The following is a 13719-nucleotide window of genomic DNA, read 5'->3' as shown; positions in this document are numbered from 1 at the left end:
AGGTTTAGAGGTGTAACTAATATATGAGATTTACTTGTGTACGCACTAATAAAGGCTAGGCGACTATCAATAAGAGGAGCATGTTTTACCGTAAGTAAGCAAAGATATCTGGAGATAAAACTTTTTCCAAGTATTTGTCCGTTGATTGCATCTTCGTTCGAAAAGTAAATACTAAGGTTCTCGTTGGAAACAACTAAGGAAGTGATAGCAAAGCGAGAGCGAAGCAAAGCTCGACTTAGCAGATGGTAAAAACCAGCTAGTGTGCATATCAAGCAGATAGAAACTTTTAGCGGCAGATAAATTTCGTGAGTAAGGCTAAGAAAAATAGCCGCGGCATACGGGAGCAAAATTACTCCCGCAAGTAACTTGGACGGTATAAACTGAACTTTAGTCTGGCTGAACACGGTCAAGAATAATCTTAACTATGCGAGCGTGATCCGGGTCTTCTGGTGCTCCGTTACGCATAAACCAAGCAAAAAGATCGGGGTCTTCACAATCTAATAAGTTTCTAAAACGGGCTTGGTCATCTTCAGGAAGAGTAGAGTAGGCCTCTTTCAAGAATGGCACTAACAGCACATCAAGTTCGAGCATTCCTCGGCGGCTATGCCAAAACAATCGGTTGAATTCAGCCCTTTTCGTTTCATCGAGCTGGCTTGTTTCTTGGGTGTCATTTGCTGAGTTTTGCGAAGGCTGATCCGACATTGAGTTATCCAATTGTTTGCAGAGGCTGCATTATAGTGCTTGCTTTGGGTACACTCAAGAACAGAGCGTCGTTGTGGTGTAAGATATAAGCTGAATGACTCCGGCTACGCATCGCCGTGGTTAATTAGTGTATATTTAACTGAATAATGAATTTAGAGGCTTATTGATGTCTTGGCAGGTCTACATGATCCGAACATCCTGTGGAAAACTATATACCGGCATCAGCACGGATATTGATCGGCGATTTAAAGAACATTGCGAAATGTTTGAGAAAAAGGCGGGGAAGGGCGCCAAGTTTTTCCGTGGTCATGAACCTAGAGAGATCGTTTATTCTCAAGATTTTGAGAGTCGCTCAGAGGCTACTAAGAGAGAGGTAGAGATAAAAAGAATGAGCGTGCTTAAAAAACAAACGCTCATTTGTGAAGCATCAAACCGCTAACGAGTACCCGATAGACTAGAGTACCTTATTAACTATTTTGGTAAGCTGCTCCGGGTCGAATGGCTTAACTAGCCAGCCGGTTGCTCCCGCTTTTTTGCCTTCGGTTTTCTTATCAAGACCTGACTCGGTTGTGAGTAACAGAATGGGTGTAGACTTATGCGAGCCAAGCGCACGCACCTCAGCTGTCATCTCAATGCCACTCATATTGGGCATATTTACATCCGATATGATTAACTCGTAAGCATTATCTTTTGCTTGGTGCAAACCCTGTAAACCGTCAGTTGCTTCGGTCACTTTGTGTCAGGCGATCTCGAGGGTGAATTTGATCATTTGTCTCATTGATGCAGAGTCATCAACAACTAATATGTTTGCCATGTTTAACTTCTCTTCTCGCTACTTCTGCTGGTAAATAAGTGGTCTTCAATCTCTTTACAGGTTAAAAGTATAGATAACTTTAGAGAAAAGTTTATATTTCAATGTATTATTCCACACAGTTTCCGTTTCTTTAGTCCCAACCCATGGAAAACAAGTTCTTGTCAATAGATTCACCCATTGCTAGTGGTTCAAGTTCTCGGCCAAGAAAAGCCTTAGCCGGTGCGATTATACTGTCATTTTTGGCACATATTGCGCTGAGTCTTTGGGAAGGACAGAACGAAATCTTTGCGCCGATTGGAAAAACTTCGGTTAATGTTTCCTTAAGACCCTCGCAAGAGGAGGGGGACCCCGCTGATAAGGAGATTGTTGAAAACGTATCTGCTCAAATGCCTCGTGAAGTGGAACAAAAGAGGCCGGAACTCCCAGAAAAACCAAAAACACACAAGCAAAATAGTAAGGAAAGCATACTTGAGTCTGAACAAAAAAAGACTAAGAGAGAGAAAAGTGACAGGTCCGACGAAGTACCGAAATCAAAATCACAGGATATCGTTAAACCGAGTATACGTGATGTTGTACTGAGTTCCGTCGAGACTACTAGAGCCCTTTATAGCGAGCAAAAAATTGAGCAAAATAATTCTATTGAGCCCAATCAGCCACCAAGCGAAACGAAAGCCGATGAGCCACCTGATGAAAAGCCTGTAGAAGTACAGGAAACGGAACCTGAGGCGCTAGAGTTAATACCTAAACCTTCCTATGTTTTAGGAAGTGCTGATAACCCGGAACCCAAATATCCTCCCATTGCTGCAAAACGGGGCTGGCAGGGTACTGTTGTGATTGGAGTGAATGTCGACCCCAACGGTGGTGTCGAGAGCTTACTAATTATTCAAAGCAGCCACTATGGTGTGTTGGATTATACCGCTTGGGAAACTGTGCAAGATTCCTGGACGTTTAAGCCTGCACAAGTCAACGGTAAGAACGTCGCCAGCTATATCGAAATACCGATAAGCTTTCAGATTAAGTAACTGTTGAGCGTCATTTGGCCAGTGCTTATTGCATGGCATCCATAATGCTGGTTACTCTGATTTGACTGCTATACTTAAAAGAATAAGTAAGATAGCAGGCGATGAGGTTGTATGTTCCAAATACCTAATTATGCGATTAGTGAAACGCTTTTCTCAAGCGTTGGAACAAGGGTATTTCGCGCCCAAAATGCAGCCACAGGCGAGGGCGTCATTCTCCGTGCCTGCGGTGAGAATTGCGATATAGAAAGTCAGCGTGCCCGTATGGCTTTCAGCTACGAAGTTCTTCAGATGTTTGACCACCCGAACATCGTTAAAGCAATGGAATTGATCGATGATTCTTTATCGCCTTGTATGGTGATGGAAGATATTCGGGCATGGACTTAAAACGTTATGCTGAAAGTCAAGACTCCCATCAATTGCCTGTTCCTCTATTCCTTGATATTGCTATTCAACTCGCTGATGCCTTGGATGCGATTCACCATGCTCAAGTAATTCATAAAGACTTGCATCCCGGAAATATCGTTCTGAATCCGGATACCGGAAGAGTACAAATTATCGATTTCGGTCTGGCCTCATTATTAACGCGCGAACAGCCAGCCATTATCGAGCCTGATAAGCTTGAAGGTATTTTAAGTTATATTTCTCCCGAGCAAACAGGGCGAATGAACCGTGCTATAGACTACCGAAGTGATATTTACACTCTGGGCGTAACTTTCTATAAACTTCTGACGGGAGACTTACCATTCGAAGCTGATGATGCTCTGGGTATAGTGTATGCCCACATGGCGACTCAACAGCAGAGCGCTTCGACTAAAAGGCCAGCTTTACCAGCAGCTATTTCATCAATTATTGATAAAATGATGATGAAAAATGCTGAAGATAGATACCAGAGCGCATTCGGTCTAAAGCATGATTTGCTGCATTGTCAGCGTTCAATTGTTAAAGATGGCACGGTAAATGATTTTTTGCTGGCGACTAACGATGTATCTAGTCGCTTTTGCATACCTCAGACCTTATATGGCCGAAATGAAGAGCTTGGCCTTTTGCTTGAAAGCTTTGATAAAGCGAAACAAGGTCGGCCCCAATTACTGACAGTTTGCGGTTACTCAGGGATCGGCAAGTCAGCATTGATTCACGAAGTGTACAAACCCATCGCAGCGAGCAATGGCGTCTTTATAAGCGGTAAGTTCGATCAATTCCAACAAAATACACCATACTCTGCGATTAAGGCAGCTCTGACAAACTGGCTAAAACAAGAACTAAGGTTACCTGAAGATCAGCTGCTTTCACTGCGTAAACGCTTAGGTGAAGCTTTGGGTAATAACGTCAGAGTGTTAATTGAATTCCTTCCGGAATTGGAACTGCTTTTCGGCAAACACGAGGCACCTTTGCTTCTTGGTGCACAAGAGACGCTTGCTCGTTTCGTGCTAGTTTTTCAGGCTTTCATTAAAACCATTACAGAAGATAAGCCCTGGGTTATCTTTATTGATGACATTCAATGGGCAGACCGCGGAACTTTGCATCTGATACCGGAGTTGCTCAGTGAACCTGGTTGTCGCCTTCTTATATTACTTGCTTATCGAGATAATGAAGTTGATAGCCAGCACCCGGCTCAAAGCATGTTAAACAAAGTTGCCGCTCGAAAGTTTGAGGCGCAACATATAAAACTAAAACCGCTGAAAAAAGGCCAGTTACGTTTGCTAATTATGGATACTTTTCAGCGTACCCAAGCCGATGTTCAAGAGCTGGCAGATCTTGTTGTTTCAAAAACAGGAGGCAACCCTTTTTTCTCGATAGAGTTCCTTAAAGCGCTTGATAGGAAAGGTCTCGTAACGTTTGATATTTCAGAGCACTATTGGACTTGGGATTTGGAGACTATAAAATTAGAGTCGATAACTGATAATGTTGTCGAGCTCATGCTTGAACGCATGTCTGAGCTACCGATTAAAACCCAAAAGCTCCTCCAAAAAGCTGCATGTGTGGGTACCAGATTTGATTTGGAAACATTGGCTGTTGCCAGTGACTTACCCATGGAGGAAGTTGCTGAATCTTTGTGGCTGGCATTAAAAGAAGGCTTGCTTGTTCAGGAGGGGGGCGATTGGTTTTTAGCTGTAATCGGCGGCTTTCAGCAAACACTGCAAGGGGAGTACGGCGAAAGTGTATTGGTACCCCAAAAATTACTTAGCCAGTATTATTCATTGCGGAGCCATGAAACCGCAATTCATAGTTTTATCCCATCGTGTAAATTCCTTCATGATCGGATGTTGCAAGCAGCGTATGAGTCTTTGGGTGAGGAAGAGAGGGTCGATACTCACCTGAGTATAGGCTGGCGTCTATATAAGACTTATAGTGATGACGAAAAAGAAGAACGGGTGTTTGAGCTTGTGGAGCAGCTTAATCATGGCATCTCGCTTATTTCCGATCAGTTGGAAATTGAAAACCTGATCGAGCTTAATGTTTTGGCTGCTGAGAAAGCCAAGCTATCAAGTGTGTGGCTTGCTGCTGATCAATACTCAAGCTTGGCATTAATTTTATTGGGCGATAATGCATGGGCTGAGAGTTATGATAAGTGCTTCAAGCTCTATAAAATCAAAGCGGAAGCTGCATACTTAAACGGAGACCTTGAAGCATCTAAGCAACTTTACTCCCAGCTGGTCGATAATGCTATTGATCCTTTAGACAAGGTGGAGTTGCTTGCCTACCTGCTTGTGCAAGCCATAGGCCGCTCAGACTACGCACTTGGGCTAGAAATGGGGCGGCAGGCTTTGTCAATATTGGGTATTGATATTCCTGATGACCTAAGTTCTCTCAAAGCCATCATGTTAGAGCAAGCATCGCAACTAAGGGATGCGCTGGCTAAGCGTCCGATTAAGGATTTTGAAAACTGGCCAGAATGTAAAGATCGGTCGCATCACTTAACTAATTATGTTTTGGTTAATTTCGGTTTAGCTGGCTTTTTGATGCAACGCATAGAATTCGCTTCTGTTTGTATTCAGGCTAGTTTGATATCTGCAACACTGCATGGTCGAACTGATGCAACACCGGTGACCTTAACTACCTATGGCATGCTATTGGCGTTAAGAGATGAGTATGGGGCAGCCTATGAAGCTGGTGAAAAAGCTAAGCAGTGGCTGGAAAGTAATCCGAACTGTAGGGACTCCGCTTCTGCATGGAATGGAATTGGAGTGTCACTTGCACATCTAAAAGGACACGTCACAGAGTCATATTACGCTTACGAGAGAGGCTTCGAAGCCGGGATTGAGACAGGAGAGCTTGCTAGAGCAGGGGTGTGCTTATCTGCGAAGTCAACGATCAAAGCGGTTGCGGGCTTTCCCATTGAAGAGTTACTAACAGAGTATGAGGAGGCGAAGGCCTTTGTCGAGAAAAAGTCTTTGCGTGTTCCTTTTCTGCCGATACTTGAAAACTCTTGGCAATCTTATCTTAAGCACGAATACTTGCTTGGCGACGAAAACTTCGAGGCGACCTCGTTAGCAATTATCAATGGTAGTTCTTTCAAAGCCTTTCTCATGTATTGCCGTTTTGAATACTTCTTCTGGGACGAAGCGGATTGCGAAACACTGGTTGCGCATTTGTTTGACGCGGTTGCAAGTTACGGGCTTTTCAAAAGCCATTTTATGATGGTTGACCTATATTGCCTTAGTAATCTTGCCTTTATTCGTGCTCAGAGAGAGGGCTTTGTAGGCGCTAGTCATCAAGCATTCAAAAAATTGGAGAAAGTATCAAACGAGCTCAAGCACATTCTTCAGCTTCGAGCCGATTTATATTCTCTTAATCATGAGCATAAAATTGCTTTGGTAGAAGCAGAGCAGCTTGCCTTAGATGGCGCGCCTTTTGAACAAACGGCAAAGCGTTATAAACAGGCCATAAAGGAAGCCGAGGAAAACGGCTTTAGACAATATGCCGGTTTATCAAACGAATTCTTTGGACGCTACTTAATAGATATTGGTTTTGAATCCCTTGCCGATGTTCCGATTAAACGGGCACATAGCTGGTACAAGAGTTGGGGGAATAAAGCCAAAATTGATAGGCTATTAGCATGTTATCCTGAGCTGGCTATAAGTGAGAAACGTGATAAAACAGTGCCAGCCACATTTAGTAATTCGTCAAATGTTACGCTGACTCAGCAGTTTTCAACTGGCTTATCCGCGACCAGTTCAGTCAGGTCGGGAGAGGCTTTGGATTTTCAGTCAATCATAAAGTCAATGCAGACCCTGTCGGGGGAGTTGGATTTACACAACCTCATTGAAAGCATGATGAAAGTAATTCTTGAAAATGCAGGTGCACATATTGGGGTCTTGGTTGTACAGAGCCTGAAGGGGCCAAAGATAGAAGCTCAAGTCGATTTACCAAACGATCAGGCTTCCTATTTAATGCATATACCTCTGGAAAAGTCCGTGAATGTTCCTCAGGACATAATCAATTTAACACTTCGTTTAGGTGAAACAATCTGGCTAGAAAATGCTTGCGCTGACGGCGAGTTTAAAGAGGATGCTTATATATCGAAAGCAAGGTCAAAGTCGGTATTATGTTTGCCAATTGTTTACCGAAAATCTCAAATAGGCGCTCTGTACTTAGAGAATAACTTGAGTACAGGGGTCTTTACCGAGCAGCGCATGAGTGTGATAAAAGTCTTACTGACACAGGCTGCTATATCGCTTGAAAATGCGCGTTTGTTTAATGAAGTGACGGGCCTGAATGCTAGTTTGGAAGAGAAAGTAGCCCAGCGAACACGAGATCTGGACCAGGCTAATGTTGAATTAGCCTCAGCAAATAAAGAACTGGAGTCATTTAGTTACACTGTATCGCATGATCTAAAATCACCCTTACGCATGATCAAAGGCTTTAGTGATATCTTACTTGATGATTACGCCTCGCAGCTTGATGAAGAAGCGCAACGGATATTGGCGAAAGTCGTTGCCGGTGCCAAGTCGATGGAAGACTTGATTAACGGTTTGCTGGACCTGTCACGAATGCAGCGAAAAGAAGTAAAAAGAACAGACCTAAACTTAAGCGAAATTGCTGACACAGTAGTGGCCAATCTGCGCGATACCTATCCCCTGCGTGTCGTAGATATTTATATTCAGCCAGATATGAATATCAATGGTGATGCCAGAATGATGCATTCAGTCGTTGAAAACCTGATAAACAATGCCTGGAAGTACAGTAGCAAGACAGAATCTGCAGAAATAGCATTTAGCTCTGCTTTGGTAGAGGACGAACTCGGAAGAACAGAGCGCGTGTTTAAGGTTAAGGACAATGGTGCAGGTTTTGATATGTCACATGCCGGTAAGCTCTTCTCGACCTTCCAGCGATTGCATAACAAAAGTGACTTCGATGGCACCGGCGTCGGTTTATCAACGGTTAAGCGGATTGTCGAAAAGCATGGAGGGAGGGTCTGGGCCGACTCTGAGGTTGGCAAAGGCGCAAGTTTTTACTTTACTATTCCAGAGCAATAAATATTTAGGGCCAGAATAAAAATAGCCGTTTTTACTCTGGCCCTAAATATTTGCATACTTGACTTTTAAACCTGACATTATTACATTAGCGCCCACGTTACAGGTGTTCTTGGCTTTGTCCATTTGCTAAGAATGAAACGGGAAGTTGGTGAAGGCTGTATGTTAAAGCAGTGAATAAGTCCAACGCTGCCCCCGCAACGGTAATTGAGTAACAGGACTAGCTCTCGCCACTGTGTAATTAATACATGGGAAGGCGCTAGTTCTACTGACAGTGATCAGATGCTCATAAGCCCGGAGACCGGCCTGAGAACTTAATTTAAGGTATTGCGGAGGGCGATATTTGAAAATATTGCTGTGCGTAATTTTTCTCCAGTATATTTTTTACTTCCTTCGTANGCCATCATCACATGCTGTTGGGTGAGTTGTGCTTAGACTTGTTGCTGCCTATTTAGTACTTATAATTTTTTCCTATCATGCTTATGCACAGGAAATATTAGGAAAACATAACGAAGTACTTGTTCAAACTTCACGCCCCAAGCTGACTGATGTTGACCCCTCAAGCAATACTGGTTTAGTTACCGTTATCAAGAAAGAAGATTTCTCTAGTGATGCCGTAAGCGTTGCCGATATAGTTGAGCGCCAAGTGGGGGTTCAAGTCAGAGATCTTGGAGGCTTTGGCAGTTTCAGTTCTGTTAGTGTTCGCGGCTCATCTAGTAAACAAGTAAACGTGTACTTGGATGGTGTATTGCTGAATGGCTCCTACCAGGGGGCTGTCGACTTGAGCCAGTTCTTACTTGGTGCGGTTGAACAGGTAGAAATATACCGGGGTAATGTCCCGATATATTTAGAGCAAGCCGGGATTGGTGGGGCAATTAATATCAAGACTAGCGGTGGTGCACGAAAAGCCGGTGGCTTACTTAGTTCAAGTCTTGGTTCAGAAGGCCTCAAACGTGCTGCAGCATCGTATAAAGGGAGTCTGGATACCCTTAATTATCTTTTTTCTGCTGAGCACTTTAGTGCTGACAATGACTATACAGTCATCAATACAAACGATACGCCCGATTATTACGCCGACGATTATGATCAAAATAAGAACAATAATGATGTTGTACATACATCACTTCTGGCATCATTTAACGAGCAGGTTAATGAGGCGTATCGATTTAGTTTAACTACGCAATACTCTAATAAAGAGCAGGGTGTTCCAGAGATACAAAACCTTGCAGACAATGATGCCACCTATGACTCAGAGTTCTTTTCGATGCAAGCCAATATAGAGCAGCATCTTAGGCGCGGTATTGTTTTTAACTATAGTTTATATGGACTTTATAAAGAAACGATATTTCGGGATGAGAAAAATCAAGTAGGTTTATTGCGAAATGATGACCGAACTGTATCAAAATCATTTGGTGGAAATATTAAAGCTAGTTTTTCTTCCGGTGCGAATCTTTGGGCCGCACTGTTAAGCGCAAAGATCGAAGGCTACGATCTACAGGAACGCATCGAAGGCACTTCTAGTCAATATCAGCGCGTGACAACTGTTGTCGGGCTACAAGATGAATGGCTGTCTAATTCAGGTTTTTGGTTGGTCAATGGTAGTGCTCGTGGGATCTCTGTCGTAGATGAAATAAAGCAGGATCAGGTTGCTGAGTTTTATCATGACCTCCAGCTTGGTTTGCTTGCACAGCTAAGTGCTGAGGTTCAATTCAGGGCCAACATCTCCAGAAATATTAGACTTCCCGAGTTAAATGAAATGTATGGTGATCGCGGGTTCACTTTAGGCAATGAAGACCTTGTTGAGGAAAAAGCCCTAAACACCGATATTAGCCTTAGTTATCAGTCAACCAGAACATCCGGTACGCTCGCTTTGTTTTATCGTGATCTTAACGATGCCATTGTCACTATTTACAACTCGCGAGGCATTGGCAAACCGCAGAATCTTTCTAAAGCGCAAGTGATCGGTATTGAAGTCAGCAATGAGCTTCACTTATCGAATTTTGTCTGTATTAATTCGAACCTCACCTTCCAAGATACTGAAGATAAATCTAACTCTAGAGCCTTCAGGGGGGAGTCCTTGCCGGGCGTTTATGACTTTTCCGGAACTGTTGAGATGCGGGTTGCCGACCAAGGGCGTTCGGTTGGCTTGGAATATGTACGGCAGTCGGGTGGTGTTTACGATTCAGCTGGTGTGGCCGAACTTCCCGACGTTAAGCAGGTTAACGCCAGTCTTGGCTTTAAAAGTGAAAAAGATTCACTCGAATTTAAAATTAAGAATGTTAGTGGTCAGCGTGTAAGCAAATACAACCGATTCCCAGGGCCCGGGCGTCAGTGGTTTGTTTCTTATGCTCATCAATTTTGATCGATAGTGTGTAAATACTATTAATAGGAGCAAGTAATGAATATTGAAAAAAATGTGGCAGGTAAAAAACTAGTCTTAGGGCTATTGGCGCTAGGTGCGATTGGCGTTACTGGTTGTTCAAGTGACAACAGTATCAAATCTGAAACAGCTGGTTTGTATGGAAATATTGCCGCATCAGTTTACGTTAGCGATACTTTGGCGTACTTTCAGGGAAACGAAAGCTGGGGTTCTAGTAGTCTTTATCAGTTTAACCCTACAACGGGTGCGGTAGTAACGGAGCCTGTTACCGGTTTCGAGAGTGTCGATATACAGTCGCTGGAACTTAGCCCATCGGGGCAGTTGTGGGTAGGTGTTGGAGACTTTGCAACACCTCAGATTCAGATTCTTAATACTAGTAATAACGCAGTGGTTGATACGATTCAGTTAAGCAATAACCCGGGAAGCATTACCTTTTCAGAAAACCTGAGTGGCGATTGCGCGAATGCTTGTGCATTTATTAAAGGTGTTGCATCTGATTATTCATCTAGTGATATTTCAATTGCGGAAGCAGTTGCGCCTTTTGACCACACTGAAGGATTTGCAGCTACGGATCGTTCTGATATCGATGTGGCAGTAAATGGAAGTGACTACTACAGAATAGGTAAGTACGGTGAAAATAACTTATCGAAGTACGATATAGACAACCCAAACACCTTAACCTGGCAGTACGGTTTGAATGATGAAGACGGCGAAAGCAACAGTAACCCATATGATGTGCTTTTCGCATCTGATGATAAAGCCTATGTTATTCGCTGGGGAGAAGGGTCAATTCTTGTCATCGATCCAAGCGTTACTGATAGCTCGTCAGATGATTTCGTATTAGATAGTATTGATATCAGTCATTATGATGAAGACGGCCTCCCGAATGCTTCTGCTGCATTGATCCATGAAGACGTATTGTATGTTGTCACTCAGGGACTTGATAGCTCGTATGCGCCGAATCAAGCCTACCTAATCGCAATTGATACACTGACTGACGCAGAAGTGTCAATTGGTACTGGTGAACTAGATGGCTTAGAGCTAACCGTTAAGAACCCAATTGAAATAGACCTTTTTGCAGGAGATTTATTCATAACAGGAGTGGGGCGTTATGCTTCGGGTGACCGTGCTGCTGAGTACACAGGTGGTATTGAGAGGATTGACCTTGATACGCTGAGCTCGTCGATAGTTGTGAACGACTAATTGAGTAAAGGTTAAGATATGACAACACTGATGATACAAGGCACCACTTCAGATGCGGGTAAAAGTACCTTAGTGGCTGCTTTGTGTCGTTGTTTGGTGAGGCGCGGCCATAAAGTGGCGCCTTTTAAGCCTCAGAATATGGCGCTCAACAGTGCTGTTACGGTTGATGGTGGCGAAATAGGGCGAGCGCAGGCATTGCAGGCGCACGCTGCTTGTGTTTTGCCGACAACGGATATGAATCCGGTTTTGTTGAAGCCTGAAACAGATACCGGTGCGCAGGTGATTATTCACGGTAAGTCCAGAGGCAACATGTCTGCGACGTCTTACCATGAATATAAACAGGTTGCGATGGCTGCGGTGCTAAGTTCACATGAGCGACTTGCTAATGAATTTCAGCATGTCATTGTTGAAGGTGCTGGCTCACCGGCAGAGATTAATCTACGCGACAGAGATATCGCAAACATGGGTTTTGCTGAGGAAGTGGATTGCCCGGTTATTTTAGTTGCCGATATTGATCGCGGCGGTGTGTTTGCACATTTGGTCGGTACTTTGTCATTGCTGTCTGAGTCTGAGCAAGCGCGTATCAAAGGTTTCGTCATTAACCGATTTAGAGGTGATATTTCCTTGCTTCAGTCTGGCTTGGACTGGCTGGAATCGTATACGGGAAAACCGGTGCTTGGTGTTCTGCCTTACCTTCATGGTCTACACCTTGATGCAGAGGATGCTTTGCCAGAGCAGATACTCGATCCAAGTTCTGAATATAAATTTCGTGTAATTGTGCCGGTTGTTCCACGTATAAGTAATCATACAGATTTTGACCCTTTGCGTTTGCATCCTGATGTTGATTTTCGTTATATCAATGTAGGGGACCCGGTTCCGCCTGCGGATTTGATCATATTGCCGGGCTCCAAATCCGTTCGTTCTGATTTAGGTTTCTTAGTTCAAAATGGTTGGAAAGACATTTTAAATCGTCATTTAAGGTATGGCGGAAAGGTGTTGGGAATATGTGGCGGTTATCAGATGCTAGGGCAATTAATCACTGATGAAAGTGGTGTAGAAGGTCGGCCAGGCAGTAGTGAAGGTTTCGCTTTGCTTTCGTGTGCGACTAGCTTGTTGGCTGAAAAGAAATTACTTAATTGTGTGGGCGAGTTAGCCGAAAGTTCAGCACCTGTAAAAGGCTATGAAATTCATACGGGAGTGACCACAGGACATGACTTGGCGCGCCCGATGATTGTCAATTTGGGGTCATCAACGGGTGACGCTTCTCTCGCGGGTACAGATGGCGCAACTAGTAGTGACGGCCTGGTTAAGGGTACCTATTTGCACGGTATATTTGATTCACCGGAAGCATTGCAAGCACTGCTAGAGTGGGCTGGACTAAGATCAGATACCACTGTCAACCTTGAAGAAGTGCGTGAGAAGCAGTTGGAGCGCTTAGCCAATGCTTTTGAGTCAGCGATTGATATGGATAAGCTGATAGAGTTACTGGAGCAGACCGGATGAAAAGACTCATTCTTGGAGGGGTAAAATCTGGCAAGAGCCGATATGCAGAACAGCAAGCAGAGCTAGTTATGGCAAACAATAGTGCATCGTCGATTTGTTTGCTTGCCACTGCACAAGCACTGGATGAGGAGATGGCAGCACGAATTGAGCGTCACAAGGCAGATCGGCCAGATCATTGGTGTGTGATAGAAGAGCCGCTAGAGTTGGCAAAAGTGCTTGAGGAACGTGCTGGTGAAGATATAGTGCTCGTTGTTGATTGTCTTACCTTATGGGTCACTAATCTTTTGATGCTTGAAGACAAAACACGCGTCCAGTTAGAGCTTGATCGATTTGTCGAGGCTGTCAGTCTAACAAATGTAGAATTAATTTTGGTTTCCAACGAGACCAATATGGGAGTCATGCCTTTAGGCGATTTAAGTCGTAAATATTGTGATGTAGCAGGGCTGTTACATCAAAGCTTGGCAAGCCTTTGTGATCAGGTCGATTTAGTTGTCGCAGGCTTGCCTCTTTCACTCAAATCCAATGCGAACAATAAGCCTGGCAGTTCTTAGGAAATATTGATGCTTGATAGCGAAAATAAAACTGCTGATCCTTTGTTAAGTGTGAATACTTTATCGTGGC

At 43.8% G+C, this 13719-nt stretch carries 10 protein-coding genes and 1 riboswitch; of the genes, 8 read left to right on the top strand and 2 right to left on the bottom strand.

Annotated elements, in window-relative coordinates; genetic code table 11:
- Positions 1 to 387: 387 nt before the first annotated feature.
- Positions 388 to 702: a succinate dehydrogenase assembly factor 2 gene (locus A3757_RS25205; RefSeq protein ID WP_082865225.1), complete on the bottom strand. Its 315-nt coding sequence runs from the start codon at positions 700 to 702 to the stop codon at positions 388 to 390.
- 184 nt (positions 703 to 886) lie between these two features.
- Here A3757_RS25205 and A3757_RS13385 point away from each other — a divergent pair, with 184 nt between their 5' ends.
- Positions 887 to 1141 carry a GIY-YIG nuclease family protein gene (locus A3757_RS13385; RefSeq protein ID WP_231878274.1) on the top strand — a complete coding sequence of 85 codons (255 nt, stop codon included), beginning with the start codon at positions 887 to 889 and terminating at the stop codon, positions 1139 to 1141.
- 15 nt (positions 1142 to 1156) lie between these two features.
- Here the strand turns inward: A3757_RS13385 and A3757_RS13380 are convergent, their stop codons facing one another.
- Entirely contained in the window at positions 1157 to 1435 is a 279-nt protein-coding gene (locus A3757_RS13380; RefSeq protein ID WP_068760303.1) for a response regulator, read from the bottom strand.
- A gap of 239 nt (positions 1436 to 1674) precedes the next feature.
- Between A3757_RS13380 and A3757_RS13375 the strand changes: the two genes are divergently transcribed.
- The 7 genes from A3757_RS13375 to cobU all read left to right on the top strand — a co-directional run bounded on the left by A3757_RS13375 (position 1675) and on the right by cobU (position 13649).
- Entirely contained in the window at positions 1675 to 2538 is an 864-nt protein-coding gene (locus A3757_RS13375) for an energy transducer TonB (RefSeq protein ID WP_197470039.1), read from the top strand.
- Between the two features lie 111 nt (positions 2539 to 2649).
- Positions 2650 to 2922, top strand: coding sequence for a hypothetical protein (locus tag A3757_RS13370; protein ID WP_068515697.1), 273 nt, complete (start codon positions 2650 to 2652; stop codon positions 2920 to 2922).
- The gene (locus tag A3757_RS13365; RefSeq protein ID WP_068552896.1) at positions 2913 to 8015 is read left to right on the top strand and encodes an AAA family ATPase; all 5103 of its coding nucleotides are present in this window, start codon (positions 2913 to 2915) and stop codon (positions 8013 to 8015) included. The genes A3757_RS13370 and A3757_RS13365 overlap by 10 nt, the downstream gene beginning before the upstream one ends.
- Positions 8016 to 8099: 84 nt before the next feature.
- A riboswitch (cobalamin riboswitch) is annotated at positions 8100 to 8337 on the top strand.
- 102 nt (positions 8338 to 8439) lie between these two features.
- Positions 8440 to 10374 (top strand): TonB-dependent siderophore receptor, encoded by a 1935-nt coding sequence (locus A3757_RS13360; RefSeq protein WP_068552898.1) that lies wholly within the window; start codon positions 8440 to 8442, stop codon positions 10372 to 10374.
- Positions 10375 to 10410: 36 nt separating this feature from the next.
- Positions 10411 to 11595, top strand: coding sequence for a hypothetical protein (locus A3757_RS13355; RefSeq protein WP_068552900.1), 1185 nt, complete (start codon positions 10411 to 10413; stop codon positions 11593 to 11595).
- An 18-nt stretch (positions 11596 to 11613) separates the two neighbouring features.
- Positions 11614 to 13098, top strand: coding sequence for a cobyric acid synthase (locus tag A3757_RS13350; RefSeq protein WP_068552902.1), 1485 nt, complete (start codon positions 11614 to 11616; stop codon positions 13096 to 13098).
- The gene (gene cobU / locus A3757_RS13345) at positions 13095 to 13649 is read left to right on the top strand and encodes a bifunctional adenosylcobinamide kinase/adenosylcobinamide-phosphate guanylyltransferase (RefSeq protein ID WP_068552905.1); all 555 of its coding nucleotides are present in this window, start codon (positions 13095 to 13097) and stop codon (positions 13647 to 13649) included. Before A3757_RS13350 ends, cobU begins: the two co-directional genes overlap by 4 nt.
- Positions 13650 to 13719: the final 70 nt, after the last annotated feature.

Source organism: Oleiphilus sp. HI0117 (assembly GCF_001635235.1).
The sequence above is the reverse complement of the archived record's forward strand: the minus strand, read 5'-3'. Positions and strand labels throughout refer to the sequence as shown.

Excerpts from the sequence above, each read along its gene's own strand:
- A3757_RS25205 (WP_082865225.1), bottom strand. The coding sequence starts at position 702 with ATGTCGGATCAGCCTTCGCAAAACTCAGCAAATGACACCCAAGAAACA.
- A3757_RS13385 (WP_231878274.1), top strand. The coding sequence starts at position 887 with ATGATCCGAACATCCTGTGGAAAACTATATACCGGCATCAGCACGGAT.
- A3757_RS13370 (WP_068515697.1), top strand. The coding sequence starts at position 2,650 with ATGTTCCAAATACCTAATTATGCGATTAGTGAAACGCTTTTCTCAAGC.
- A3757_RS13365 (WP_068552896.1), top strand. The coding sequence starts at position 2,913 with ATGGACTTAAAACGTTATGCTGAAAGTCAAGACTCCCATCAATTGCCT.
- A3757_RS13355 (WP_068552900.1), top strand. The coding sequence starts at position 10,411 with ATGAATATTGAAAAAAATGTGGCAGGTAAAAAACTAGTCTTAGGGCTA.
- A3757_RS13350 (WP_068552902.1), top strand. The coding sequence starts at position 11,614 with ATGACAACACTGATGATACAAGGCACCACTTCAGATGCGGGTAAAAGT.
- cobU (WP_068552905.1), top strand. The coding sequence starts at position 13,095 with ATGAAAAGACTCATTCTTGGAGGGGTAAAATCTGGCAAGAGCCGATAT.